Raw genomic sequence first — 24987 nt, 5'->3', positions numbered from 1 at the left:
AGACGACTGGTCTACTAACAAAGGAGCAGCTCATGGCTGACGACATCATCTACCTCGACGCGACCGAACTGGCCGCCCGCATCCGCTCCGGCGAGCTCGCCTCCGTGCAGGTCGTCCAGGCGCACCTCGACCGCATCCGAGACGTCGACCCGAAGATCAACGCGATCGTCACCCTGAATGACAACGCCCTCGCCGAGGCGCAGGCCGCGGACGACGCCCTCGCTGCTGGCGAGGAGGTCGGGCCGCTGCACGGCGTGCCGTTCACCGTGAAGGACTCCATCGACACCGCGAGTCTCCTCACCCAGCGCGGCTCCCCGATCTTCCAGGGGCGCTTGCCCGACGAGGACGCGGTCGCCGTGGCCCGGATGAAGGCCGCCGGTGGCATCGTCCTCGCCAAGACCAACCTGCCCGAATTCTCCTACTCCACCGAGAGCATCAACCTCCTCTCCGGCCGCACGAACAACCCGTACGACCTCGACCGCACCTCCGGCGGATCCAGCGGCGGAGAATCCGCAGCGATCGCCGCTGGACTCAGCCCGATCGGACTCGGCACGGACCTGGCCATCTCTGTCCGCGGCCCGGCATCGCACACCGGCATCGCCGCCATCAAGCCCACCCACGGCCGCATCCCGATGACCGGCGTCTGGCCGCGCGCTCCCCGCCGCGACTGGCACGTCGGCCCGATGGCCCGCACCATCCGCGATCTCGAGCTCGGCTACTCCATCATGCGCGGACCCGACGGAAAGGACGGGTTCGCCGTCACGCCCAACGATGTCGACGCCGGCAACCGGACCAAGGCGCCTGAGAAACTGCGCGTGGCATGGTTCACCGACTCCGGCCTCGGCCCGGTCGACCCGCAAGTTGCCGACACCGTCCGCCAGGCCGCGGAAGCCCTCAAGGGTGCAGGCGTTCACGTCGAGGAGATCGATATCCCGACCCTGCACCGCGACAACCCCCTGGCGCTGTTCAACAAGCAGCACGTCATGGAGCTCAAGCCCGCGATGGCCGAAGCCACCACGGGGCACGAGGACGAGATGTTCACGATGTCGAAGACCATGCTCGCCACCCCCGACACCTCCATCGAGGACTACGTGTCCGCCGAGCAGGGCTTCGAGCGCATCCGTGACGCCTACGCCGAGGTCTTCACCAAGTTCGACGCGGTCCTGCTGCCCGTCCTGCCGATCCCGGCACACGAGCACGACAAGACCGAGTTCATCATCGACGGGCAGACCGTCGATGCCACCCACATCCAGACATTCACCGTCCAGTTCAACATCACCGGCATGCCTGCTCTGTCGATGCGGTTCGGCACCAGCTCCGATGGTCTCCCCATCGGTGTGCAGATCGCCGGCCCCTGGCACGCCGAGTCCACGGTCTTCAACGTCGCATCGATCCTCGAGTCCCTAAGCCCTGTGCGCGACCAGCACCCGGAGATCTGAGGAGAAAGGGCCATGAGCACAATCGATACGACCACTGGGAAGTATGTCGAGCGCCGCCGGACCATCACCGAGATCGGTACTTATGCGGGCGTCCCTGCCGCCAGCCACGGCAGCTATGTCAGCGGAACCGATTCACGGGGCCGTATCGGCCGGTACGTCCTATCCGCGCCGCGACGAGGATCGGGCCGAACCGCCACCGGTAGCATCCCTCTCTCCTTGCACATCCTCGCCCACCTTTGACGAGTAGTCACGTCAGCCTTCGATGGGCTGACGTGACTACTTATCACTGGAGTCATGCCTTGTCATCTCGGGCGCGCTCTTACAGCTTCGCGATGTCCGATAACTGATCGGCTACCGGTCGATCCTTACGAGCCAGTCGCGGATCAGGGCGGCGGTGATCCCGGGTTGCTCGAGGTGCACGTTGTGTCCAGCAGCGTCGAGGACGACGAAGCTCCCTCGCGGGTAGTGGTTCCGGAGTGCGAGCCCGTCCTCGTACCCGACGACGTCGTCCTGTCGACCGAACAGGTGCAGAGCCGGAGCGGTGAACGGCTCCGGGTGGCGTTCCTCCGGCACGGCGTGCAGTGCGTAGTCGGCGGCGATGCGGTCCATCACCGCAGTGTCGGCGCCACGGAGACCGGGGAGCACGTATCGCTCGAACGCAGCGAACGCGGCGGCGTCCTGGATGACGCTGACCTCCTTGAACGCTGCTCGCGCGTCGCCGGCGGCTTCGAGGACCGACTGGTCGGCGTGCAGTACGGTGCGCTCGGGGATAGCTCGGTCTGCGTGCGCCGGACGGATGACACCCGCCAGGGTTGCGATGCCGAGGACATGGTCTCGGCGTTCGTGCGCGACGTGTCGGGCGATCATGCCGCCAAAGGAGTTCCCGATGACGGCGAAGGGCTCGTCGCCGAGGTGGGCGTCGATGTCGGCGAGTACCTCGTCGGCCACGTCGACCGCGCTCGTCGCGGTGGCGGTCGCCGCGGCGGCTTCGGCCCACGGCAGGTCGAGGAGCACCAGCCGCCAGGGTAGGTCCTGCACCGCGTCCGCCAGCGGAAGCATGATCCGGTGGTCGACACCAAACCCGTGGAGGGCGACGAGCGGACGACCAGAACCAAGAACTTTCGCGATCACGCAGCAAGCCTATGAGCAGCCCGTCCCGATAGCCGATCCCCTCCCGCGGCGCACAGGTTTCAACGGTTGGCGCGGCGGATGCGGCGCCACAGGAGGATTACGCGGTCCCGGAGCAGATAGGCGACACCCAGAGCGAGGACAACGAAAGGCAGGGCGATTGGCCAGGCGGTGGTGAAAGTGAGGAGGACCGCGACGGCCTCGAGGCCGATGAAGGAATCAGCCCCGAGATAGATAGTCCCTGTGTTGTAGCCAAGCGCCAGGCGAGCGCGTTCGACCATGAACGCATGCGCGCCATCACCCGCTGGCTACTTCTCACGACGCCAGCCTGCGTCGAGCATCAGTCGCATTAGAGGATCGGCTATTCCAACGATCGGATGGTCGAGCCGGATGTGCTTCGATACCCCGATGAAGCTTCACGTTGTGGCGCGGGGCCAGGGGAAACGATGCCGGTGCCGCCGCACGCGACGACTGGGTTGCTCGAAATTTGTGGAGGAAGAACCAGCCACACCGTTCCGGACGCTGCTCGTGATCGAGGCCAAGTATGGCTTGACGGATACGGGCGACGGGTGCAGATGAGCGCGCGCCTTGAGGAACCCGCCCGCAGGACGATCCTTATCACGAACCAGCAAGATGCTTCCGTTTATGGCGGCGGGATGCCCCCGGACGTCACGTCCTTGCATCTTCCCGTCGGCGTGGTCGGAACGGTTGCGCCTTCCGTACCGTGACAGCTGTGGCGACCGAGAGTAGGACGAGTGCCATACCGGCGATCTGCGTCCAGGACAGGGTCTCGCCGGCCAAGCTCCCGCCGATTAGGACCGCAACGACTGGGCTGAGGAGGCCGAGGAACGCGGGGACGCGTGCGGGTAATGCTCGGATGCCACGGAACCACAAGAGGTACGCCAGCGCGGTGCCGATCAGGGTGAGGTACGCGTACCCGGCCACGTTCCCGGGCCTGAAGCCAGCGACCGGCAGTGGCTCGAGCGTGGCCGTGAGCGCCGCGAGCACAAGGCCTCCTGTGAGCAACTGCCAGGCCGTGGTCACCAGAGGCGGATGCTCTGAGCCCCAGCGCTTCGACATCACCACCCCCACGGCCATGCAACTCGCACCCGCCAGTGCGGCAGCCACACCCATCATGTCGAGGCGCGCTTCGGCGCGTAGCACGATGAGTGCCACGCCAGCCGTGCCCACGACTCCGGCGGCAACCGTGACGGCCGAGATCCGCTCCGCTAGGAGCCAAGCGCCGAGCAAGGAGACCAGCAATGGTTGGACGCCGCCGATGACGGCCGCGACCCCGCCGGGCAGTCGGTCCGCGGCGATGAACAGGAACGCAAAGAACGCACCGATGTTGAGCATGCCGAGGACTGTCGATTTCCACCACCATGCCCCGTGTGGCAGTCGTCTGCCGATCAGCAGCAACACGAGCCCCGCAGGCAAGGCGCGGATCGTCCCGGTGAGCAACGGATGGTCGGCCACGAGGAACGTCGTCGAGGTGAAGTAAGTCGTTCCCCACAGGATCGGCGCTATGGCCGTCGCCGCGGTGAGGAGTAAGCGTTCGCTAAGCACTTAGCTATAATAGCTCAGCCCTTAGCTAATAGACTGTCCGGATGGATCACGTTGACCGCATCCTCGTGCAGTGGCAGATCGAGCGCCCGGATCTGGATACGTCACCGATGGGTGTCATCGGACGCCTCAGCCGGACTGCGGCATCAGTGACCGTTGATCTCGGCAACACGTTTGCTCGGCATGGGATCGACGCTTCCACCTTCGATGTGCTCGCTACTCTTCGCCGCCAGGGCCCCCCTTACCAGCTCGCTCCTGCCGCGCTGGCGATCGAGGCGATGGTTACCACCAGTGCTGTCGCGCAGCGACTCAACCGACTAGAGGCCCACGGATTCATCTCGCGGCTCCCTCGTCCCGACGATGGCCGCGGCAAGCTCGTCGAGCTGACGACGGCAGGCAAGGAGCTCGTCGATCGCGTCCTTCCCGATCACCTCGCCACGGAAGAAGCGCTGCTCGAAAACCTCAGCGCCCGAGAACGGAGGACGCTGGTAGAGCTCTTGAGTCGTGTGGCACCGACGTCTCGATCGTGGAAGGCCTAGCGGACGTGCCCTCAGGCCGCTTCCGCACCGTGGTCGAAGGCGATCGGCAGGAGGTCGGTCGTCTTGACCCGGTGGGGCGAGCTCATCGTCAGCGGAGGCGCTGAGCACGCTGGCGAGTTGGGCGACCGAGCTGCCAGCCGGCAGCGGAGCGACGTCGTAACGGTCGGGTTTCGCGTACGACTGCGAGCGTGGCTGGACCACGCGCGGCTAGTGGCTCATTCTGTGTTCTCGTGCGAGGAGAGACCCGCGTACGCGGCCTCGGCAACGGGTTCGAGCCATTCGTTACGGACGTCGGTGCCGGGGGTGACGAACGCCAGGTGGGAGAACCAGGAGTCGGCCTTCGCTCCGTGCCAGTCCTTCGTTCCGGCGAGGACGCGGATGGTGGTGACGGGGGTCATGCTGATTGGGTCGGAGCCCTCGGCTTGATACCAGCCGGAGCCGGCGGTGCAGAGGAGGGTCTGGTCGCCGCCGCCGTCGGTTCCCTTGTGGATGTGCCAGTTGTTCCGGCAGCTGGGTGCGAAAGAGACGTTGTTGACGACGAGTGGCCCGTCGGTGAGGGCGGCGACGTAGCTCGGTCCGGTGAAGTACTCGGCGAGGGCGTCGTTGGGTTCTCCGAGCGGGAAGGGCTGGTCGAACGGGGTGTCGGGCATGGGGCTGCTCCTTCGCTGGCTCTCCTGGGACCGGTTAGAAGCCGCCGGAGCGCCCAGGCCAGGGCGATCCCGTGCCGGTGAAAACTACTGGAACGGCGGCCGCCGCACCCTCGACGTCGGCAACACCGCGGTCCTCGCGAACCTGATCCGAGACCGCATCGACTGCGACGTGTACAGCATCGAGGCCGCCGACCCGTATTCGGACCGCTACGACCCCACCGTCGCCCGCAACGTCGACGAGCAGAACGGTGACGCCCGGCCCGAGATCGCCGGGGACCTGCCCGACCTTGTCGGGTACGACACGGTGCTGCTCGGCAGTCCCCTCTGGAACGTGCAGCCGCCGATGATCATGGCGACCTTCGCCGACCAGGGGGACCTCTCCGGCAGGGACGTCCACCCGTTCGTCACCTACGCCGTCAGCGGCCTCGGCAACACCGGATCGTTCCAGCGCGACATCGACACCGGGGCCCGGTTCCACGACGGCCTCGCCGTCCGCGGTGAAGAGATCGGCGACGCCTCCGCCAACTCCGACGTCGACCGGTGGCTCCGCACGGCCGCCCTGGCGTGAAAGGCACCACTACGACCGATCAGCTCATTGTCCTCGTCGTCGGCGCGATCTTCTCCTACGGTGACAACAACAACGCCGAAGCCGTCAACTACGGGGCCGTCCGGAACGTCCTCGACGCCCTTGACGGACGTCCCGTCCGCATCGCGCTGAGGACCGACTCCGGATCGCACCGCGTCAGGGCGATACCCACCAGAGCCGCACTCCCGCCGACGGTGTCATCGCTCGGCAGGAGATTGCCCGAGTTCTCGTCGAAAGCCTTTCCACCCCCGCTGCCAGCCGGAAGACATTCGAACTCGTCGCCGAGCACGGACCCGAGCAGGATGACCTCACCCCGGTGGTCGACGCCCTCCCAGCCGACCCCGTCGATGCTCTTGACGGCGCCGGGGACACGGCGAACCTACCGCTACCCGCAGAGCCGGCCTCGGTTCGCGCCGATCTCGACCGCGCCCGCCAGCGCGAACGACCACCACCGCACGCCGCTCTTGCGACCTTCAGCAGTTCGCTCAGGGGCACACCCTCGACCGAGCGTCGGGTAGGCCATCAACATCGGGGAGGCCGGGACGCCGATCGGCATCGGGCTCTTAGAAATACATGCGTCCTCGCGCCGCATCCATTTCAGCCTGGCGAAGGGCCTCAGCCATCTCGGGGTCAGAGCCTTCGTACGTGCGTGAGCGCGACCCGAGATCGGTGTATCTGTGCAGGATGACCCACAGCACCACGAATGCTGAGAGGACCAACCCGGCTCCGATCCACCACCACATGACTCCGACCTTAGCTCGCCGACCCGCGGCGCACGGGCAGGGGATGGGGATCGGGTCGTCGTCAGTGCGGCCGGAGGGGCCTGACGACGAGACTCCGTGTTCATCGAGCGCGAACTCGACTCGATCCATCGCCGTGCCGTTCTGCCACGCTCTCGTGCTACCTGAGCTGGTGGCGTCTGCGTACGGCGATGATCACGAAGCTGATCGCCGCCAGCGTGACGGCGACCACGGCTGCGGTGATGGTGATGGCGTCGGGGTGGACGACCGATTGCCCCCGCAACGCCTGCCACAGGGCGATCGCGGTGACGGCAGCGTACGTCGCTCCGGCCACGAGGACGATGCGGAGCCTGTCGGCCTCACCGAGCGCCCGTGGGAGCGCGATCGCAAGGAGCGGCAGCACCTGCAGTGCGTGCATGCCGATGAAGTGGGACACGCGGAGATCCCCGTGGGCGGTGTTCCAGCCGAGGAAGAAGATGCCACCGGTCGCGTCGTCACCGCCCACGGAGTGGGAGCCGTAGGTCGACGATGTCGGATCGGCGAGCTGGGCCGCGGTGGGGATCACCATGAGGAAGCCCACCGAAAGGCCCACGAGCGCGATGACCAGTCCGAGCCTCAGCGCCCACGCCAGCGCCCTGTCCTCGAGCCGGGAAAACATGGTCAGGCAGGCTCCTATGACCAGCGTCGCGCAGTACATGAGGGTGACCCCACCGGCCATGAGCTGGTAGAAGAACTGGTTCGTCGGGGTCGAGACGTTGAAATGGCTTCCCACGCCCCGGATCACTTGGATCGAGATGACGACGATCTCCAAGAGGGACGCGGCTGCGCCGATGGTTCCAGCCCACCAGCCGATCCGGCGCAGGACGGGTCGCTGCACCCTCGAGAGCATCCACGCGAGTGTGATCGCGTAGAGCGCGAGGGAGATCGAGAACTTGAGGGGTTTGGCCCAGATCGGGTCTCCTGCCAGTGTCCGCGGATCGAGGATCAGCCCGATGAGACACACCACGGCCCAGAGACACATCACCGAGGTGAAGGCGACGAGCGGTCGGTGCCATCCGCGTACGCCGGTCCAGAGTGCGCGGGGGCGGTCGTGGACGAGGCTCACGCGCGGGTGCCCGCTGCCGTCATTCGCTCGGAGATCGACCACAGTCTCGCTGCAGTCTCGGGGTTCCGCGCCTGCTTCGACTGGCCGATCACCTCAGCGCCGCCTCGCATGTGCATCATCCTCTGGGGTCCGACGAAGGTGCCGCCGGGGAGGTCGGCGGAGGCGGCGAGCAGCGACGGCAGCGCACCGTCTTCCGGCTCCTGCCCCAGGATCGGGACGAGTCGGTCCCAGAGGTTGGGGCGCTGCACGGCCGGCCGCTCGTAGATGGCTGTCTTGACCAATCCGGGGTGGGCGGCCAGCGCCCGCACTCGAGAACCCGATGTCCGCAGACGCCGGTCCAGCTCCGACGTGAACAGCAGATTGGCGAGTTTGGAGTCCGCGTAGGCCCGGCTCGCCCGGTACGGGCGACGGTGCCAATCGAGGTCGTCGAGATCGAGTCGAGCCATGCGCTCCGCCTGGGAGGCGACGGTGACGACGCGGTCGGTGATGTGCGGGAGGAGCAGCGTCGTGAGGAGGAAGTGCCCCAGGTGGTTCGTGCCGAGCTGGAGCTCGTGACCGTCGGCCGTCCGTTGGAGGTCTTTCGACTCGACGCCGGCGTTGTTGACGAGGGTGGCGATCGGTTCGTCGATGCGGTCTGCGAAGTCCTCCACCGTCTGTAGCCGTGCGAGGTCCATCGGCAGGACGCGGTGCGTTCCGGGAGTGCCGGGGAGGGCCGCGGCCACGGCTCGCCCCTTCGCCTCGTTCCTGACGGCGAGGATGATGCGTGAGCCGGACCGGGCCAGAGCGACCGCGGTCGCTCGGCCGATGCCGCTGGTGCCGCCGGTGATGATGACGGTCTCGTTGGTCGGCGCCTGGCCGTGTCTTGTGTCGTCCATGCCTTCAATGTAGACATTGGCTACATTGTTGTCAACGCCTACACTGATTGCATGGCTCAGCAGGCACGCTCCTATCACCATGGATCGCTGCGCGAGGAGCTCGTCCGCGAGGGGCGCGCGCTCCTGATCGAGAAGGGGCAGCAGGCGGTGACGGTGCGAGAACTCGCGCGCCGCGTCGGCGTCAGCCATGGTGCGCCGCTCCGCCACTTCCGTGACCGGGACGCCGTCCTCGACGCGATCGCCGCGGACGGTTTCGATGAGCTGCGCGGCCTCCTCGAGGCCGCGCGGGGGATGGGAGCCTTCGAGCCCCGATTCACGGAGTACATCCGCGCCCATGTTCGCTTCGCGCAGCGCAACGGCCCTTTGATGCAGCTGATGTTCGCCTCGTCCGTCGACGGCACGAGCGCCGTGCGCGACCCTGAGGTGCAGTCCTCCGCCGAGCGGTTCTTCGCATTGGGCGCGGAGTTGCTGGGGGAGCGCAACCTGGGGTCGACGGGTCCGATGCCATTCTTGGTCGCGGCGACGGCAGAGGGCATCAGTACATTGGTGGCCACCGGTCGGCTCCCCGAGGACCGCGTCGACGAGGTCGTCGTCGCGGCGGTGCGGGCGCTCCTGCCGCAGATCGAAGAGCGGCTCGGCGTGGCCGCCCGCGACTCGACCGCCGCCGCCGACGCGTGAGCCAGGATCGGCGCACTCGGACCGCGGCGGGCTCGGTGCCGCGCGCACGACGAGGGGCCCGGTCGTCCGGGCCCCTCATACTGTGATCGCGGTTCTAGACGCGGCCGAGCATCGCTTCGTTGAGGATGGTGCCGCCGAGCATCCAGCCGCCGTCGGCGACTTCGTCGAGAATGACGAGGGTCGTCGGGCGTGCTCGTTCGCCGTACACGTCGACGATGGCGTCCGTGACGGCGTCCTGCAGCTTCTTCTTGGACTCGGCGGTGAGGGTGTCCGCGGGGATCTTGAGGTTGGCGAAGGGCATGGTGTTCCTTTCGGTGGGGCCCGGACGTTCCGGGGGTCAGAGGGCGGCATTCGAGGACAACAGGTCCTCGATGCCGACGCGGCGGTAGAACTCGGCGCGGATGCGGTCCGCGACCGCGGACACGACCTCGCTGCCGTCGCGAGATGGATCGACGTGGGTCCGGAACGGGCGGCTCCCCGAAGGGAGGTCGACCAGTCGGACGATTTCGTCGGCGACGTCCTGTACGTCGGCTTCGGCAGGCACGGTCGCCGCGAGGCGGCCGGTCAGCTCGCTGCGCAGGGTGCCGTACTCCACGTCGTGGTCGATGACCCGCGCCTCGTCCGCCGGTGTGGAGGCGTTGACGAAATGGTTCGTCCCCGAGGTGAATGCTCCGGGGACGACGATGGTGCTGTCGATACCGAAGCGAATCGTCTCGGCGGCGTAGCTCTCGGCGAGGGCGTCCATACCGGCTTTGGCCGCGAAATACGGTGCGAGGAACGGCGGGTGCCCTCCACGGGTCGACGAGCTGCCGACCCACACGAGGTAGCCCGAACGGCGGGAGCGCAGGTGGGGAAGGACGGCGCGGGCTACGCGGTGGCCGCCGACGACATTGACGTCGTACAGGTGTGCGAGCTGTTCGGGCGTGAAAGCCTCGGCGGCACCGAAGGCCATGTGACCGGCGTTCTGCACGACGACGTCGATGCGGCCGTATGCCCCGATGACGGTGTCGACCGCGGCGTCCACGGATTCCTCCGACTGGACGTCGAGTTCGACGGCGCCGAGCTGCAGCCCCTCACGGGAGGCGAGGTCGGCCAGTGCGTCGCGATGAGCCGAGTTCCTGCCGTCGACGGCACGCATGCCCGCCGCGACGACGTGTCCCGCGCGTGCCAGCGACTCCGCCGTGAGGCGACCGAATCCCGTGGAGGCGCCGGTGACGAGGATGACCGGTGGCGTCGTCATCAGACCATGCCTCCGTTGACGCGGATGGTCTGGCCGTTCACCCAGCGCCCGTCCGGCCCGGTCAGGAACGCGACCACGCCGGCGATGTCCTCCGGGGTGCCGAGGCGCTCCAGCGGTGGGACCTTCGCCAGGGCATCGATCTGCTCCTGCGTCTTGCCGTCGAGGAAGAGCTCTGTCGCGGTGGGGCCCGGAGCGACGACGTTCACCGTGACGTCACGTCCGCGGAGCTCCTTCGCCAGGATCAGCGTCATGCCCTCGATCGCGCTCTTGCTCGCGACGTAGGCGCCGTACGTCGGGAACTGCGTTCCGACGACGGAGGTCGACATGCCGACGAAGGCGCCCCCGGATCGGAGTCGACGTGCCGCCTGCTGTGCAACGACGAATGTGCCCCGGACGTTCGTCCTGTGGAGGTCGTCGAGGGTGTCGAGGTCCTGCTCGGCGATGGTCGACAGCGCCAGGCGTCCGGCGGAGTGCACGACGACGTCCACGCCGCCGAAGTCGTGCTCGACCTGATCGAACATGGCCGTCACGGCGTGTTCGTCGGCGACGTCGGCCTGGACGGCGACGGCTCGTCCGCCGGCGCTCTCGATGTCGTCGACGGCCGCGGCGGCCGCGGCGCCCCCGCTGGCCGATACGACGACGACGGTGAACCCGTCACGGGCGAGCCGGGTCGAGATGGCGCGGCCGATGCCGCGAGAGCCACCCGTGACGACGGCGACGCGCTGGGAGTCAGTGCTCATGATGTTCCTTTCGTTGCTATTGATTGTCAATTTCGACGATATGCAAGAACTATCACAGATACGACAAGCGATAGCAAGTGGCCTAGGGTGGGGGCATGATCCGATCCGATGACGACCTCCGGGACGCGCTGCTCGCAGCGGCCGAGCAACAACTCGTCGCCGCGTCCGATGGCGAGATCGCCACACGAGCGGTATGCGAAGCCGTCGGTGTGACCCAGCCGGTGCTGTATCGGATCTTCGGCGACAAGCGGGGACTCCTCGACGCCCTGGCCGAGACGGGCCTGCAGCGGTATGCCGCCCGTAAGGCCGAGCTCGAGGCCACCGACGACCCGGCGGCGGACCTGCGCCGGGGGTGGGGTGACCACCTCGTCTTCGCGAGGGAGAACCCCGCCCTCTATCGCCTGATGTTCGCGCCGCGACCCTGGGCGGGTGGTCGCTCCGCGGACGGCGTGAGGGCGCTGCTCGAGCGGACGCTCTCGCGGTGCGCAGCCGCGGGGCTACTCCGTGTCGAAGTCGACGTCGCATCGGGGATGATCTTGGCGGCCAACGTCGGGCTCGCCCTGGACGAGATGACGACCCCGCGTGCCGCACGACAGGCCGACGCGGTCGCCGATGCGCTCCGCGACGCCGTCCTCGGTGGCGTCCTCGTCGAGGGGCCCCCGACGGCGACGTTCGACGCCGCCACAGCCGCCCGGCGGCAGTTCCGTGCGCAGCTCGCGGAGGGTGGGCACGGCGCCCTCCTCCCCGAGGAGTCCGCCCTCATGAACGTCTGGCTCACACGCCTCGACCGAGAAAGCGACGGCCTCCTGTGATCTCCACGTTCCTCGTCGAACACGCGCCCCTCGCCCGATTCGGCTTCTGGGTCGCCGTCGCGGTCGCCACTCTGCTCGCCTGGGTCCTGCACCGGCTCCGGCTCCGGCGTGTCCTCTTCGGCCTCTCGGCTGTCGCACTCATCGCCGTGCTCGTCCTGACCCTGCTGCCCGACGGGGCTCGGCCCGGCGGTGTCTCTTGTACCGTGCAGGTCAGCGTCCCGTTCCAGGGCATCGAAACGCTCGCCAACGTCGCGATGCTGCTGCCGCTCGTGCTCTTCTTGGGGACGGCGACGAACCGACCGCTCACCGTCCTCACCGGTGCGGTCGTCCTCTCCGCCGTCATCGAGGTCCTCCAGGCCCTCGCGCCGGTCCTCGGTCGCCGGTGCGACACGAATGATTGGTTCATGAACACCATCGGAGCGGTCCTGGCCGCGGTCATCGCCCTCGTTATCTGCGCGTCCGAGCGGCGCCGCAAGACCACCGCGGTCTCCGAATGACTCAGTGACCACCATGTCGTCTCGGAGCGGGGTTCTGCCACGATGACCGTGTGCGAGTCTTCGTTGCCGGCGGGTCCGGTGTTCTTGGTCGAGCGGTTGTCCCGCAGCTGGTTGAACTCGGGCACGATGTCGTGGCGACGTCGCGCGCGGCGGAGCGCATGTCGTCACTCGAAGAGCTCGGGGCGACCGCGGTCCTGATGGACGCCTTCGACCGTGAGGCGACGTTCGAGGCACTGTCTCGATGCGAGCCGGAGGCGGTCCTCCATCTGATGACCGACCTCGGTACGGGAAACTCGGCGAGCAACGCCAGACTCCGGTCGGTCGGGACACGGAACCTCGTCGATGCCGCTCAGGCTGCGGGCGTCGGCGTGTTCGTCGGGCAGAGCATCTCGTGGGTCTATCCGCCAGGCTCGACGTCGGCCACGGAGGACGACGAGTTGGATCTCGCCGCGGCCGAACCTCGCCGCACGACCGTGGCCGCCGTTCGCGAGCTGGAGAGCGCCGTCCTGGAATGTGCCCGGGGAGTCGTGCTGCGTTTCGGACAGCTGTACGGTGCCGGCACGTGGTACTCCAAAGACGGCCGGTTCGGGGATGCGGCCCGAGCCTCCGAGCTGTCGGCCACAGAGACGGTCACGTCCTTCGTGAACGTCGACGATGCGGCAGCAGCCCTCGTCGAGGCGCTCGACTGGCCGGCAGGTGTCTGGAACATCGTGGATGACGAGCCCGCGGCGGGCGTCGACTGGGCGCCTGCGTTCGCCACCGCGGTTGGTGCACCCGCTCCGGCTGCGCACCAGTCTGGCGACATCGGCCGAGCCGTCTCCCATGACCGAGCGCGTGGCCAGGGCCTGGTGCTCCGCTATCCGAGCTGGCGCTCCGGCTTCCGAGATCTGTAGAGCGTCCGACGGGTCGCAGAGCCCTCGACCGCCTCGCGTCCTGATCCGCTGCACGGTCCTCGAGGGCGGGAAGGGCGATGTGGCAGAAGCCGCGATCGTGGACATGTCTCCAGTACGGGCTGTCTTGGCCCGGCTCTCTCCAGCTCGAGGACGGTCATGACTGCTCACACGAATCCCCGCACGTCACTTCTCTGTTTCATGGTCGCCGCCGGCGTGGTGCTCGGTACCACCGCCTGCACTGCCCCAGCGACGGTGATGCCGGCAGTTCAGCAAGACGCCCGTGGGTCTGCCCTGACCGTCGGTGACGTGACCTCGGACGGGACGCTCGTCGTCGTCAGCGCGGCCGTCGACGACGCGGTCTTCTTCATCGGAATGGCTGCCGACGGGACCACGGCGCGGGCTGCGGCGTCTTTCGCGGGAAGCGATCCCGGTCAGAACTGGGAGGCAGTGGAGACCCGAGAGGCCGTGGCGCCCGGTGACGTGACCATAGGAGGCGCGACGCACGTCGGCGAGGCCGGTCCGGGTGAGCTCGCGACGATCAACGGACAGGTCGGCGCGGACGTGGTCGCGCTCGACGTCGTCACCCAGGGCGGCGACAGGATCGCAGCCGACGTCGAGGACGGACGCTGGATCGCGGCGTGGCGCGGCTCCGACTTCAGTGGGCGGGACCAGCTCGGTGCCATGCTCGTCGTCCACCGGTCGGACGGGGGCACCACCACCGTGTCCTACCTCGACGAGACAGCAGGTTGACCTGTCCACCCCCATCCATGCGCACACGGTGAGGGCATCATGAACCACGCCGCCCTCACCGCGCTGCACCGTGCCCATTACCCCGACCTCGTCGGCTACTTCGTGCGCCGCGGCGCGATCGACGATGCTGACCTCCTCGCTGCCGAGGTCTTCGTGATCGCCTGGCAGAAGATGCCGTCCGGTCTCGATGCCCCGCGTCCGTGGCTCTTCGGCGTCGCCCGCAAGGTCCTCGGGAACGCCCGGCGGTCCCACGACCGGAGGCACTCCCTCGACGTCCCCATCGAGGACGGCCCCGACGACGGTGATTCGCCGAGGATCACGACCCACAGCGGCGAGGTCGCCTTCCGTGTGGATCTGCAGCGAGCCTGGAACAGCCTCGGGGACGACGACCAGGAGATCCTCGCCCTGACCGCATGGGAGGGGCTCACCGCGCGTCAGGCCGCCAGTGTGCTCGGTATCCGCCGGGCTGCGGCCTCCATGCGACTAGCCAGGGCGCGAGAACACCTGCGCGAGAAGATCTCCGCTCCCGCTTCGAGGGTGCGTCGTGCCACATCGGGACGGTCGGCCCCAGTCGAGAAGGAAACAACATGAGGGCCGACCACACGGACGACCTGCCCGAGCGCGGACTGCTGAGTCATATCGACCCAGCGCCCGGGACCCTGCCTGACGAGCGTCGAGAAGCTCACCTCCGCACCGTCGAGCGACGGATCGCGGGTCTCGCGCCCTCCCGACGCCGGCTGTCCTGGCGACCGAGGGTGCGCATGCTCGTGGCTATCCCCGTGACCGCGGCGGTGCTCGTCGTCGGCATCGTCGTCGTCCCCGCGATCCGGCACGTCGGTCCTCGGGAGGCGACCGTGCAGGAGGTGCCCAGCGGGCAGACCGTGGCGCTCCGGGTCGGAAACACGACGCGGGCCGGCATGCGCATCGTGGCCGTCTCGACGACGGGGACGACTCGCTTCATCCTCGGCACCCGTGACGGCACCGTCTATACCGGGGCGTCCTTCGACGGGAGCGACCCCGACCTCAACTGGTCGAGTGCACCCTTGCGAGACGTGCTGCCGTCGGACGGGCTGGAGCTCCTCACCGTCCAGCACGTCGGCGACGAAGGTCCCGGAGGCATCGCCTCGGTCGGCGGTCGAGCCGGCCCCGATGTGACGAGCGTCACCATCACGACGGACGCCGGAGAGAAGATCGACGTCACCGTTCAGGCGGGGTGGTTCCTCGCCTCCTGGCAGGGCGACGATTTCGCCGATACCGACTCGCTCGGGGCGACGTTCGAGCTGCACCTCGCCGACGGGTCTTCGATCACGACGAGCTACCTCGAGCTGACCCAGGACTAAGCGATACCGACCTCGGGGCGGTAGAACTCCACCGCTGCACACGGCCCGAGAACAGACCGGCCCGGTCGGCAGACGGCCTAGCGCTCACCCGCACCGGGCAGGACGAGGTGCATCCCCGTCCGCTCGGGCGCGACGTCGACGAATCCGCGCTGCTCGTAGAGGCGTCGCCCCGGTGGGTCCGCCGTCAGAGCGACGTACGCACCGGCCGGGGCATCGTCGGCGATGTGCGAGAGGAGCGCATCGAGGATGGCGCCTCCGATGCCCTGCCCCTGGTGCCCGGGCAACGTGGCCGGTCGAGCCTCCCGCATCAGGCGGCGACGAGCGTCGTCCCCGCGAACGCGAGCTGCACGGTCACGACCAACCCCGCGACGATGATCAGCCGGAACAACCCGCGATCGGGTGCCCGCGTCAGCACACGCCGGGCTCCGAGCACCGCGATGCCGATCGTCACGACGGCACCGCCGAGAGCGATGGCGATTCGCAGTGGCGACAGCCCCGCGGGGTCGGTGAGTTGACCGATCGCGACGAGTGACGCCGCGACGGCCAACGCGACGAAGGCGACCAATCCGGAGGCGCGGCGCCCGAGGCGATGCGGCAAGCCCACGACCCCGGTGGCGGCGTCGTCGTCGAGATCGGGCAACACGTTCGTGAAGTGGATGGCCACGCCGAACACCGCCCCCACGGTCACGGCCCACCAGGCCGGCGCCGCGGGTTCGGGCGACGCGAGCGTCACGACGGCGGGGAGCAGCCCGAAGCTGACGAGGAAGGGCACGACCGAGGCGGGCGTGCGTTTCAGCCAGACGTTGTAGGCCCACCCCGACGCGACCAGGATGGTGTGTGCGAGCCCAGCACCGAGACCCAGCGCGAACGACACGGCGACGGCGATGACGACGGAGACGAGGGCAGCCCGCCGCACCTCGGCCACGGAGACGAGCCCCTGGGCCACCGGCTTGTCGGACCGGCCGACCTCACGGTCGCGTGCCGCGTCGAGCCAGTCGTTCGACCAGCCGATCGACAACTGCCCCGCCAGGACGGCGACCATCACGACGGCGAGTCTCTCGGGCGAGAACTGGAGTGCTGCGGCGAGGATTCCGGCGAGGACGGTCACCGCGACCGTGGGGCCGGGATGCGACGCGGCCAACAGCCGGCGCACTCGGGCCAGCGGGCCCCGGGTCGTCGTCATGTCCGGAGACTAGCGCGGCAGCACACCATCACCCGGACGGAGCGCGGAGCACGCACGTCCGCCCGGCGAGGCCGAGGCCCCGCCGGTGGACGGTGAGAATCAGGCGCCGCGACCGGTCTTCTGCTGCAGGCGGTCGATGTGCTCGCTCGCCTCGGCCTTGGTCATGTCGGCGGGCAGCTCTTCACCGGCCTCGCGGGCCAGCGTGTCGAGGTAGCTCTTCTGCGGGCCGGTGATCGGCTCGTCGCCGGTCACCCACTCCTCCGGGTCCTTCGACGCGGTGTTGGCGGGGTCGGGGCGCTCGCCGCCGAGCGTCTCGCCGCCCGAGGCGGCGGAGTCGTCGGAGGAGACGGCTCCGGTCGAGGCCTCGTCCGCCTCGGCGGCGGCGGGGTCGACGGGCGTGATGTCGGGGTCGATGTTCTGGTCGCTCATGTCGGTGACGCTACGCCGCGCCTCCGACATCGACGCCCAGCGAGCGAGCACCCCGTACCCCGACCCGCACCGCATACCCCGGCGCGCACAGGACCCCGCCCCGGACACCGCCCCGGTTAGACTCGTCGCCGTGTCTGTGAACCCCGAGATCGAGGGCCGTGTCTTCGCACCGACGGCCCCCTACCTGGTCGGTCGTGAGAAGGTGCGTGAGTTCGCGCGGGCGACGATGTCGACCAGCGCCCTGTCCTCCGACGTCGACGCGGCTCGCGCGGCCGGCTATGCCGACGTCGTCGCGCCTCCCACCTTCCCGGTCGTCGTGCAAGAGGCCACGCTCGCGCAGCTGCTGGCCGAGCCCGACGCCGGCATCGACTTCTCCCGTGTCGTGCACGGCGAGCAGCGCTTCTCGTACACGCGGCCGATCGTCGCCGGCGACGAGCTCACGGCGACGCTCACGGTGACCGGTGTCAAGACGCTCGGCGGCAACGCGATGGTGACCGCGTCCAGCAGCATGGCCGACGCACAGGGCGAGCACGTCGTCACGGCCGTGTCGACACTCGTGGTGAGAGGGGACGACGCATGATCGCGCTCGAGACCGGCCAGGTCGTGGCCGAACGGTCGTACCCGCTGACGCGCAACTCCCTCGTGCGCTATGCCGGCGCCTCCGGGGACTTCAACCCCATCCACTACCGCGACGACATCGCGTCGTCGGTCGGTCTTCCCGGTGTGCTCGCGCACGGCATGCTGACCATGGGCACCGCGGTGCAGCCCGTCGTCGAGTGGCTCGAGTCGTCGGCCGAGCCCGGCACGCGTCCCGGCTGGGTGAGCGACTACCAGGTGCGCTTCACGCGGCCCGTGGTCGTCGACCCGGCCGACGGCGCCGAGATCACCGTCGTCGCGAAGGTGGGTCAGGTGGACGCCGAGGCCGGCACCGCTCGCATCGACCTGACCGTGACGTTCGCCGGGCAGACCGTGCTCGGCAAGGCCCAGGTGCGCGTGACGCTGCCGTGACCTCGTTCGCCGAGCTGACGACGCTGCGGGTCGGCGGGGAGCCCGCGCGCCTCGTCGAGGCCGCGACGACCGACGAGTTGCTGGCCGCCGCCCGAGAGGCGATGGCCGGAGACGAGCCCTGGTTCGTGCTCGGTGGCGGCTCCAACACGCTCGCCGGCGACGAGCCGTTCGAGGGCACCGTGATCCGCGTCGCGACGCGCGGGGTCGAGCGCCTGCCCGACGACGAGCAGGGTCGCGTCCGCCTGCGGGTCGCCGCGGGCGAACCGTGGGACGACCTCGTCGCCCACACCGTCGCCCAGGGCTGGTCGGGGCTCGAGGCCCTGAGTGGCATCCCCGGCTCGACGGGCGCGTCCCCGATCCAGAACATCGGCGCCTACGGCCAAGAGGTCGCGTCCACGCTCGTCGCCGTCGACTTCCTCGACGACGAGACGGGCGACTTCGTGCGCATCCCGGCCGCGAATCTCGAGCTCGGCTATCGCACGAGCGTGTTCAAGAAGGGTCGCCGCGGTGTCGTCACGGCCGTCGAGTTCGCGCTGACGGACGCCGGAGGCACGAGCGACCAGGTCGCGTACCCCCAGTTGGCCGGCGCACTCGGCGTCCAGGTCGGCGATCGGGTCTCGGTGGCCGACGTGCGTGCCAGCGTCCTGCGCCTCCGGGCGTCCAAGGGCATGGTGCTCGACCCGGACGACCAGGACTCCGTCTCGGCCGGATCGTTCTTCACGAACCCGATCGTGTCGCGGGCGACCGCGGCCGAGCTGCCGTCGGAGGCACCGCGCTGGCCGATCGAGCCCGAGCCCGAGGACCGCGTCGTGCCCCTCGGCGAGGAGCCCGCGCCGCCGCCCCCACCGCGCACCGGCGACGTCAAGCTGAGCGCCGCGTGGCTGATCGAGCACGCCGGGGTCGGTCGTGGGTTCCGGCTGCCCGGCTCGGGTGCCGCGATCTCGTCGAAGCACACGCTCGCGCTGACGAACCGGGGCACGGCGACGGCGACCGACGTGGCCGAACTGGCCCGATACGTGCAGAGCACGGTGGCGGCGCGCTTCGGCGTCGTCCTGCACCCGGAGCCGGTCCTGCTCGGCCTCGAGCTCTAGCCGAGCGCCCGAGCGCCCGAGCGCCCGAGCGCGTCGCGCACCCCGCGGGGTCGGCATCCACCGATCGGGGGATGCCGGGTAGGCCGACCCGCCCTGGTGCCCGTGCCCCCGCGGCGTCACGCTGGGCACATGACAGATTCCACCCCGGTCGTGCGCGTGCGCGACCTGCGCAAGTCGTACGGATCGTCGGCCGCGGTCGACGGCGTCTCGTTCGACATCGAGGCGGGCGAGACGTTCGCGCTGCTCGGCCCGAACGGGGCCGGTAAGTCCACCACCATCGAGATCCTCGAGGGCTATCGGGACCGCACGGGTGGCGACGTCGCCGTGCTCGGCGTCGACCCCGAACGCGGTGGGCTCGACTGGAAGTCCCGTCTCGGCATCGTGCTGCAGTCGACGGGGGAGTCGGGCACCGCGACGGTCCGCGAGCAGATCGCCCACTTCGCCGGCTTCTACCCGCAGGCGAAGCCGGTCGACGAGGTGATCGCCGCCGTCGGCCTCGAGGAGAAGGCGGGAGCACGGATCAAGTCGCTGTCCGGCGGCCAACGCCGTCGCGTCGACGTGGCCCTCGCGATCGTCGGCCGCCCCGAGCTGCTGTTCCTCGACGAGCCGACCACCGGCTTCGACCCGGAGGCGCGGCGCCAGTTCTGGGATCTCATCCGGTCGCTCTCGGCCGAGGGCACGAGCATCCTGCTCACCACGCACTACCTCGACGAGGCGGCGCAGCTGAGCGACCGCGTCGCCGTCATCGCCGGCGGCCGCCTCATCGCCTCGGGGGCGCCCGACGAGATCGGCGGCGACGAGGCACGGACCCCGCGGGTGACCTGGACGGACACCCGCGGACGGCACGACGTCCGCACGAGCGAGCCCGCAGGCCTCGTGTCGCGCCTCGTCGCGGAGCGCCTTGCAGGCGGTGACGCCGGCGAGCCCGAGGGGCTCCAGGTCATCCGCCCCACCCTGGAGGACGTGTATCTCGACCTCGTCGCCCACGCGACGCCCGCGGACGACCCGCACCGTGCCTCCGGCCGGTCGGTTCGGAAGGAGGCGCGCGCATGAGGACGATGACGCTCGGCCTGAGCAGGCTGCGCTACGAGGTGCGGGGCTATTTCAGGGCCGGCGACACCGTGTTCTTCACGTTCCTCTTCCCCGTCGTCATGCTGGCGATCTTCTCGACCGCCTTCAGCGCCTCCGGGCCGTTCGGGGCGCGGCCGGATGGTTCCGGCGGCGTCGACGCGGCCACGTTCTACCTGCCGGGCATGATCGCGGCCGGGCTGCTGCTCTCGGGTGTGCAGAACCTCGCGGTCGACATCGCGATGGAGCGCAGCGACGGCACGCTCAAACGTCTCGCCGGGACGCCGCTCCCGGTGCTGTCGTACTTCGTCGGCAAGATCGGCCAGGTCGTCGTCACCAGCCTGTTGCAGGTCGTGCTCCTGCTGGTCGTGGCACGGGTGCTGTTCGGGGTGGAGCTGCCCACCGACGCCGGGCGCTGGCTGACGTTCGCCTGGGTGTACCTGCTCGGGATCGGCGCCTCCGCCCTCATCGGCATCGCCCTGGCCCGGGTGCCGCGCACGGGCAAGAGCGCGACGGCCGTGATCGTGCCGATCACCCTCGTGCTGCAGTTCATCTCGGGCGTGTACCTGCCGTTCACGCAGCTGCCGGTGTGGCTGCAGAACGTCGCGAGCGTGTTCCCACTGAAGTGGCTCGCGCAGGGCATGCGCAGCGTGTTCCTGCCCGACGGGTTCCAAACCGCCGAGGCCGGGGCGAGCTGGGACCACCCGGGGGTCGCGCTCTGGCTCGGCGTCTGGCTGGTCGCGGGGCTCGTCGCGTCGCGGCTGACGTTCCGGTGGATTCGCAAGGACGCGTGACCGTGCCGGGCGGCGCGACCGTGCCGGGCGGCCCGACCGTGCCGGGCGGCCCGACCGTGCCGGGCCGCCTGACCGTGCCGCGCGGCGCTACGGTGTCGAGCATGGTCGACGTGCAGCGAACGGACGAGGAGGCGCGGTGGCGGGCCCGCTCGGGCGACGCGATCTCGATGCGCTGGTGGGACGTCGGCTGCCTCGTCACGATCGTCGTGCTCGGTGTCCTGACGGCCGTGTCGAGCAGCGTCGACACGCTCGGGGGAGCGGTCGCGGTCGCGGCCCTGCTCGTCGCCTGGGTCGTGCTGATCCGTCCGACCATCCGTCGCAACGCGTCGGACTCGACACCCGGCGGCATCGCGTCGGCCGTGGTCATCGTTCTGATCGGCGGGTTCGCCGTGGCGGCCGGCCCCGACCTGGCGACGATGCAGGCCTTTGCGATGCCGATCCTCTGGACGGTGCTGCCGTCCGTCCGCACGGCCGTCGTGGCGAACATCGCCCTCTGCATCGCCGTGGCCCTCGGCTTCGGCGTGACCTTCGGCTGGTCGACGGGCGGCCTGATGACCGCGGTGATGAGCGAGTCGCTCTCGCTCGTGTTCAGCATCGCCCTGGGTCTCTGGATCTCGAGCATCGCGCGGGCCGGCTCCGAACGCGGCCGATTGCTCGACGAGCTCCGCGACGCCCAGGACGCCCTCGCCGCCCAGAACCGGGAGCGCGGCACCGCGGCCGAGCGCGAGCGCCTGGCCCGCGAGATCCACGACACGATCGCGCAGAGCCTCACCGGTCTCGTCCTGCTCACGCAGCAGACGCGCACCGCGCTCGCGGCGGGCCGGGTCGACGACGCCCTCGAACGACTCGAGGTGATCGAGGACGCAGCCCGGGAGGCGCTCACCGAGAGCCGCACGCTCGTCGCGGCCCGCGCCTCCTCGGGTCTCGGCGCCGCCGACCTCGAGACGACACTGCGTCGACTCGGCGACCGCTTCGCCCGCGAGAGCGGCATCGCCGTCGAGGTCGACGTGCGTCTCGACGTCGACGTGCCGCGCGACCACCAGGTCGCGCTCGTGCGCTGCGCCCAGGAGGCGCTGGCCAACATCCGCAAGCACAGCGGGTCACCGCGTGCCCGGCTCTCGCTCTCGACCGACGCGGGCGACGTGCGACTGGTCGTGGCCGACGACGGCTCGGGATTCGACCCGGCCGCGGTCGTGCCCGGCTTCGGCCTGGACGGGCTGCGCGAACGCTTCGCCCTCGCGGGCGGACACGTCGACGTGACCAGCGGACGGCACGGCACGACCGTCTCCGCGTCGCTGCCGCTCGGGGTGGCCGCATGACCGCCTGGCGCACCCTCGTCGCGGACGATCACCCGATCGTGCGGCACGGGGTCGCGGCGCTGCTCGACGCCGAGGGCGACTTCGACGTCGTGGGGGAGGCGGCGGACGGCGTCGAGGCCGTCGCACTCGCCGCCCGGCTCGCGCCCGACCTCGTCATCATGGATCTGCGCATGCCCGGTCTCGACGGGGTCGAGGCGACCCAGCGCATCCTCGAGGCCCGACCGTCGACCCGCGTCGTCGTGCTGACGACCTACGAGTCGGACGAGAGCATCCTGCGGGCGATCGAGGTGGGGGCCAGCGGGTATCTGCTCAAGGCCGCGCCGCAGGACGAGCTGCTCGCGGGGCTGCGCTCGGTCGTCGCGGGACAGATCGCCCTCGCTCCGTCGATGGCCGCGCTGCTCGTCGGTCGGGCGAGGCGCCAGGCCGACACCGCACCGGTCTCGCCGCTCAGCCCGCGCGAGACCGAGGTGCTCGGGCTCGTGGCCGAGGGGCTCACGAACGCCGAGATCGGGCGCCGCCTCTACGTCGGCGAGGCGACGGTGAAGACGCACCTGTCGCACGTCTTCGAGAAGCTGTCGGTCACCGATCGGACGCGCGCGGTGACGCTCGCCCTCGAACGCGGGTACCTGCCGCGGTCGCAGTCGGGGTCAGGCTCGTGACCCGGTTCGTGACGCGCCGCTAGGCGAGTGACGCGCCGCTAGGCGAACAGGCGCTGGAGGCGCTGGACGCCCTCCAGCAGGGCGTCGTCGCCGAGCGCATACGACAGGCGCAGGTAGCCGCTCGGGCCGAACGCCTCGCCGGGCACGGTCGCGACCTCGGCCTGCTCGAGGATGAGATCGGCGAGTTCGAGCGACGTGGTCGGCGTGACGCCGCCCCACTCGCGACCGAGGAGACCCGTCACGTCGGGGTACACGTAGAACGCGCCCTCGGGCATCGGGCAGGTGACGCCCTCGATCGCGTTCAGCTCGCGCACGATGGTGCGGCGGCGGGTGTCGAAGGCCTGGCGCATCGTCTCGACGTCGTCCTGAGAACCGGTGAGGGCGGCCAGCGCGGCGCGTTGCGAGATGTTCGAGACGTTGCTGCTGAGGTGCGACTGCAGGTTCGCGGCGCCCTTGATGACATCGGCCGGGCCGATCATCCAGCCCACACGCCAGCCGGTCATGGCGTAGGTCTTGGCGACGCCGTTGACGAGGATGGTCTGGTCGGCGACCTCGGGCACGGCCTCGGTGATCGAGACGGCGCGCACGCCGTCGTAGGTGAGGTTCTGGTAGATCTCGTCGCTGATGACCCAGACGCCGTGCTCGACGGCCCAGCGGCCGATGGCCTCGACCTCGGCGGCCGGGTAGACGGCGCCGGTCGGGTTCGACGGCGAGCAGAACAGCAGGACCTTGGTGCGCGGCGTGCGGGCGGCCTCGAGCTGGTCGACCGTGACGCGGTAGCCCTGGTCGGCGCCGGCGAAGACCTCGACGGGCACGCCGCCCGCCAGCTTGATCGCCTCGGGGTAGGTCGTCCAGTACGGCGCGGGCAGCAGCACCTCGTCGCCGTCGTCGAGGAGGCTCGCGAACGACTGGTAGACGGCCTGCTTGCCACCGTTGGTCACGATCACCTGCGACGCCTGCACGCGCGTGCCGCTGTCCCGCAGGGTCTTCTCGGCGATCGCCTCGCGCAGCTCGGGCAGACCGGACGCCGGCGTGTAGCGGTGGTTTCGCGGGTCGTGGGTGGCCTCGGCCGCGGCGGTCACGATGTGCTCGGGCGTGACGAAGTTCGGCTCGCCCGCCGCGTAGCTGATGACGGGTCGGCCGTCGGCCTGGAGGGCCTTGGCCTTGGCGTCCACCTTGAGCGTGGCGGACTCGGCGATGGCGGCGATGCGGGACGAGAGACGGCGGGCTGTCGAAGTCACGGGTGCCAGCCTAGGCCAGCGGCTCCCGGCGCGCTGCGGTCGGCTCAGCTTTACAGCGGCTCGCGCCGTCGCCTACACTGGACGAGGTGGTCGAATCCGCCAAGCTTCTTCGCGCCCTGTCGCGGCACTCCTGATCAACCATGTCGGGTGGTGGCTTGTGTGTTCGCCCCGAAGGGCGGTGGCTCAATTGGTAGAGCAGCGGTCTCCAAAACCGCAGGTTGCAGGTTCGAGTCCTGTCCGCCCTGCAGCCCGGTTCGTGTAGTCACACGAATTCGGACACAGTCCCACGGTCTCTCACGAGACCCGGGGGCCTTGCTTGGAAGGTAGTCGAGACAGTGGCGAGTAAAGACGTTGACGTCCCCAGTGAGGACGTCGTCGAGAAGGCGAAGAAGGACGGCGCAGCGCGTCGCAGCCCCTTCGCCCGCATCGCCCTGTTCATCCGACAGGTGATCAACGAGCTGAAGAAGGTCGTCACCCCGACCCGCAAAGAGCTCATCAGCTACACGGGCGTGGTCCTGGTCTTCGTCGTCGTCATGATGGCGTTGGTCTCGTTGCTCGACCTGGCCTTCGGCACCGCCGTGGGCTACGTCTTCGGCAACGGGCCCACCGGCAACTGACCG

31 protein-coding genes and 1 tRNA gene are annotated in these 24987 nt (G+C 69.5%); 19 read left to right on the top strand and 13 right to left on the bottom strand.

Annotated features, from left to right (window positions below):
- Positions 1 to 32: 32 nt before the first annotated feature.
- The gene (locus ACPEEZ_RS11280) at positions 33 to 1439 is read left to right on the top strand and encodes an amidase (RefSeq protein ID WP_423918866.1); all 1407 of its coding nucleotides are present in this window, start codon (positions 33 to 35) and stop codon (positions 1437 to 1439) included.
- A gap of 351 nt (positions 1440 to 1790) precedes the next feature.
- Here ACPEEZ_RS11280 and ACPEEZ_RS11275 read toward each other — a convergent pair whose 3' ends face one another.
- The 3 genes from ACPEEZ_RS11275 to ACPEEZ_RS11265 all read right to left on the bottom strand — a co-directional run bounded on the left by ACPEEZ_RS11275 (position 1791) and on the right by ACPEEZ_RS11265 (position 4133).
- On the bottom strand, positions 1791 to 2570 hold the full coding sequence (locus tag ACPEEZ_RS11275; RefSeq protein ID WP_423918864.1) for an alpha/beta fold hydrolase: 780 nt from the start codon (positions 2568 to 2570) through the stop codon (positions 1791 to 1793).
- Positions 2571 to 2629: 59 nt separating this feature from the next.
- Positions 2630 to 2848 carry a hypothetical protein gene (locus ACPEEZ_RS11270; RefSeq protein ID WP_423918861.1) on the bottom strand — a complete coding sequence of 73 codons (219 nt, stop codon included), beginning with the start codon at positions 2846 to 2848 and terminating at the stop codon, positions 2630 to 2632.
- Between the two features lie 388 nt (positions 2849 to 3236).
- Positions 3237 to 4133, bottom strand: coding sequence for an EamA family transporter (locus tag ACPEEZ_RS11265; protein ID WP_423918859.1), 897 nt, complete (start codon positions 4131 to 4133; stop codon positions 3237 to 3239).
- 41 nt (positions 4134 to 4174) lie between these two features.
- Between ACPEEZ_RS11265 and ACPEEZ_RS11260 the strand changes: the two genes are divergently transcribed.
- Positions 4175 to 4669: a MarR family winged helix-turn-helix transcriptional regulator gene (locus ACPEEZ_RS11260; RefSeq protein WP_423918856.1), complete on the top strand. Its 495-nt coding sequence runs from the start codon at positions 4175 to 4177 to the stop codon at positions 4667 to 4669.
- A gap of 215 nt (positions 4670 to 4884) precedes the next feature.
- Here the strand turns inward: ACPEEZ_RS11260 and ACPEEZ_RS11255 are convergent, their stop codons facing one another.
- A complete protein-coding gene (locus ACPEEZ_RS11255; protein ID WP_423918853.1) occupies positions 4885 to 5319 on the bottom strand; it encodes a cupin domain-containing protein in 435 nt (144 codons plus the stop codon).
- Between ACPEEZ_RS11255 and ACPEEZ_RS11250 the strand changes: the two genes are divergently transcribed.
- Positions 5318 to 5887 carry a flavodoxin gene (locus ACPEEZ_RS11250; RefSeq protein ID WP_423918850.1) on the top strand — a complete coding sequence of 190 codons (570 nt, stop codon included), beginning with the start codon at positions 5318 to 5320 and terminating at the stop codon, positions 5885 to 5887. The two genes, ACPEEZ_RS11255 and ACPEEZ_RS11250, sit on opposite strands and share 2 nt — an antisense overlap.
- Before the next feature lie 918 nt (positions 5888 to 6805).
- Here ACPEEZ_RS11250 and ACPEEZ_RS11245 read toward each other — a convergent pair.
- Positions 6806 to 7750 carry a hypothetical protein gene (locus ACPEEZ_RS11245; RefSeq protein WP_423918847.1) on the bottom strand — a complete coding sequence of 315 codons (945 nt, stop codon included), beginning with the start codon at positions 7748 to 7750 and terminating at the stop codon, positions 6806 to 6808.
- A complete protein-coding gene (locus tag ACPEEZ_RS11240; RefSeq protein WP_423918845.1) occupies positions 7747 to 8625 on the bottom strand; it encodes an SDR family NAD(P)-dependent oxidoreductase in 879 nt (292 codons plus the stop codon). The genes ACPEEZ_RS11245 and ACPEEZ_RS11240 overlap by 4 nt, the downstream gene beginning before the upstream one ends.
- A 51-nt stretch (positions 8626 to 8676) precedes the next feature.
- On the opposite strand from ACPEEZ_RS11240, the gene ACPEEZ_RS11235 reads away from it, so the two are divergent.
- A complete protein-coding gene (locus ACPEEZ_RS11235; RefSeq protein WP_423918842.1) occupies positions 8677 to 9303 on the top strand; it encodes a TetR/AcrR family transcriptional regulator in 627 nt (208 codons plus the stop codon).
- A 94-nt stretch (positions 9304 to 9397) separates the two neighbouring features.
- On the opposite strand, the gene ACPEEZ_RS11230 is transcribed toward ACPEEZ_RS11235, so the two are convergent.
- The 3 genes from ACPEEZ_RS11230 to ACPEEZ_RS11220 are packed head-to-tail and all read right to left on the bottom strand — an operon-like array spanning position 9398 to position 11283.
- Entirely contained in the window at positions 9398 to 9604 is a 207-nt protein-coding gene (locus ACPEEZ_RS11230; protein WP_423918840.1) for a tautomerase family protein, read from the bottom strand.
- A gap of 36 nt (positions 9605 to 9640) precedes the next feature.
- A complete protein-coding gene (locus tag ACPEEZ_RS11225) occupies positions 9641 to 10543 on the bottom strand; it encodes an SDR family oxidoreductase (RefSeq protein ID WP_423918837.1) in 903 nt (300 codons plus the stop codon).
- Positions 10543 to 11283: an SDR family oxidoreductase gene (locus ACPEEZ_RS11220; protein WP_423918834.1), complete on the bottom strand. Its 741-nt coding sequence runs from the start codon at positions 11281 to 11283 to the stop codon at positions 10543 to 10545. The genes ACPEEZ_RS11225 and ACPEEZ_RS11220 overlap by 1 nt, the downstream gene beginning before the upstream one ends.
- Positions 11284 to 11378: 95 nt before the next feature.
- Here ACPEEZ_RS11220 and ACPEEZ_RS11215 point away from each other — a divergent pair, with 95 nt between their 5' ends.
- The 6 genes from ACPEEZ_RS11215 (at position 11379) to ACPEEZ_RS11190 (ending at position 15575) form a co-directional block, all read left to right on the top strand.
- A complete protein-coding gene (locus tag ACPEEZ_RS11215; protein WP_423918831.1) occupies positions 11379 to 12095 on the top strand; it encodes a TetR/AcrR family transcriptional regulator in 717 nt (238 codons plus the stop codon).
- On the top strand, positions 12092 to 12592 hold the full coding sequence (locus tag ACPEEZ_RS11210; protein ID WP_423918829.1) for a VanZ family protein: 501 nt from the start codon (positions 12092 to 12094) through the stop codon (positions 12590 to 12592). The genes ACPEEZ_RS11215 and ACPEEZ_RS11210 overlap by 4 nt, the downstream gene beginning before the upstream one ends.
- A 50-nt stretch (positions 12593 to 12642) precedes the next feature.
- Positions 12643 to 13485, top strand: coding sequence for an NAD-dependent epimerase/dehydratase family protein (locus ACPEEZ_RS11205; protein ID WP_423918826.1), 843 nt, complete (start codon positions 12643 to 12645; stop codon positions 13483 to 13485).
- 306 nt (positions 13486 to 13791) lie between these two features.
- Positions 13792 to 14235 carry a hypothetical protein gene (locus ACPEEZ_RS11200; protein ID WP_423918824.1) on the top strand — a complete coding sequence of 148 codons (444 nt, stop codon included), beginning with the start codon at positions 13792 to 13794 and terminating at the stop codon, positions 14233 to 14235.
- Positions 14236 to 14274: 39 nt separating this feature from the next.
- Positions 14275 to 14826 (top strand): RNA polymerase sigma factor, encoded by a 552-nt coding sequence (locus ACPEEZ_RS11195; protein ID WP_423918821.1) that lies wholly within the window; start codon positions 14275 to 14277, stop codon positions 14824 to 14826.
- Positions 14827 to 14996: 170 nt separating this feature from the next.
- Positions 14997 to 15575 carry a hypothetical protein gene (locus ACPEEZ_RS11190; RefSeq protein ID WP_423918818.1) on the top strand — a complete coding sequence of 193 codons (579 nt, stop codon included), beginning with the start codon at positions 14997 to 14999 and terminating at the stop codon, positions 15573 to 15575.
- 77 nt (positions 15576 to 15652) lie between these two features.
- Here ACPEEZ_RS11190 and ACPEEZ_RS11185 read toward each other — a convergent pair whose 3' ends face one another.
- From ACPEEZ_RS11185 to ACPEEZ_RS11175, 3 genes are all read right to left on the bottom strand, one after another.
- Entirely contained in the window at positions 15653 to 15883 is a 231-nt protein-coding gene (locus ACPEEZ_RS11185) for a GNAT family N-acetyltransferase (RefSeq protein ID WP_423918815.1), read from the bottom strand.
- Positions 15883 to 16758, bottom strand: a complete 876-nt coding sequence (locus ACPEEZ_RS11180) for a UbiA family prenyltransferase (RefSeq protein WP_423918812.1) — start codon at positions 16756 to 16758, stop codon at positions 15883 to 15885. Before ACPEEZ_RS11180 ends, ACPEEZ_RS11185 begins: the two co-directional genes overlap by 1 nt.
- Positions 16759 to 16857: 99 nt before the next feature.
- Positions 16858 to 17160 (bottom strand): DUF3072 domain-containing protein, encoded by a 303-nt coding sequence (locus tag ACPEEZ_RS11175; protein ID WP_423924259.1) that lies wholly within the window; start codon positions 17158 to 17160, stop codon positions 16858 to 16860.
- Between the two features lie 157 nt (positions 17161 to 17317).
- On the opposite strand from ACPEEZ_RS11175, the gene ACPEEZ_RS11170 reads away from it, so the two are divergent.
- From ACPEEZ_RS11170 to ACPEEZ_RS11140, 7 genes are all read left to right on the top strand, one after another.
- Entirely contained in the window at positions 17318 to 17767 is a 450-nt protein-coding gene (locus tag ACPEEZ_RS11170; RefSeq protein ID WP_423918809.1) for an FAS1-like dehydratase domain-containing protein, read from the top strand.
- Positions 17764 to 18195, top strand: coding sequence for a MaoC family dehydratase (locus tag ACPEEZ_RS11165; protein WP_423918807.1), 432 nt, complete (start codon positions 17764 to 17766; stop codon positions 18193 to 18195). Before ACPEEZ_RS11170 ends, ACPEEZ_RS11165 begins: the two co-directional genes overlap by 4 nt.
- Positions 18192 to 19286 (top strand): UDP-N-acetylmuramate dehydrogenase, encoded by a 1095-nt coding sequence (locus ACPEEZ_RS11160; RefSeq protein WP_423918805.1) that lies wholly within the window; start codon positions 18192 to 18194, stop codon positions 19284 to 19286. The genes ACPEEZ_RS11165 and ACPEEZ_RS11160 overlap by 4 nt, the downstream gene beginning before the upstream one ends.
- A 129-nt stretch (positions 19287 to 19415) precedes the next feature.
- Entirely contained in the window at positions 19416 to 20339 is a 924-nt protein-coding gene (locus ACPEEZ_RS11155) for an ABC transporter ATP-binding protein (RefSeq protein WP_423918802.1), read from the top strand.
- Entirely contained in the window at positions 20336 to 21148 is an 813-nt protein-coding gene (locus tag ACPEEZ_RS11150) for an ABC transporter permease (protein ID WP_423918800.1), read from the top strand. Before ACPEEZ_RS11155 ends, ACPEEZ_RS11150 begins: the two co-directional genes overlap by 4 nt.
- A complete protein-coding gene (locus ACPEEZ_RS11145; protein ID WP_423918797.1) occupies positions 21145 to 22467 on the top strand; it encodes a sensor histidine kinase in 1323 nt (440 codons plus the stop codon). Before ACPEEZ_RS11150 ends, ACPEEZ_RS11145 begins: the two co-directional genes overlap by 4 nt.
- A complete protein-coding gene (locus tag ACPEEZ_RS11140; RefSeq protein ID WP_423918794.1) occupies positions 22464 to 23126 on the top strand; it encodes a response regulator in 663 nt (220 codons plus the stop codon). Before ACPEEZ_RS11145 ends, ACPEEZ_RS11140 begins: the two co-directional genes overlap by 4 nt.
- 38 nt (positions 23127 to 23164) lie before the next feature.
- Here ACPEEZ_RS11140 and ACPEEZ_RS11135 read toward each other — a convergent pair whose 3' ends face one another.
- Positions 23165 to 24376: a pyridoxal phosphate-dependent aminotransferase gene (locus tag ACPEEZ_RS11135; RefSeq protein ID WP_423924257.1), complete on the bottom strand. Its 1212-nt coding sequence runs from the start codon at positions 24374 to 24376 to the stop codon at positions 23165 to 23167.
- 163 nt (positions 24377 to 24539) lie between these two features.
- On the opposite strand from ACPEEZ_RS11135, the gene ACPEEZ_RS11130 reads away from it, so the two are divergent.
- Together ACPEEZ_RS11130 and secE are read left to right on the top strand one after the other, a co-directional pair.
- Positions 24540 to 24612: transfer RNA gene (locus ACPEEZ_RS11130), tRNA-Trp, on the top strand.
- 90 nt (positions 24613 to 24702) lie between these two features.
- Positions 24703 to 24984, top strand: coding sequence for a preprotein translocase subunit SecE (gene secE / locus ACPEEZ_RS11125; RefSeq protein ID WP_423918791.1), 282 nt, complete (start codon positions 24703 to 24705; stop codon positions 24982 to 24984).
- The last annotated feature ends 3 nt before the right edge of the window (positions 24985 to 24987 follow it).

Source organism: Frigoribacterium sp. 2-23, from assembly GCF_049601585.1.
Taxonomy (GTDB): Bacteria; Actinomycetota; Actinomycetes; order Actinomycetales; family Microbacteriaceae; genus Frigoribacterium.
Note: the sequence above shows the minus strand (reverse complement) of the source record. Positions and strands in the feature narration are given on the sequence as shown.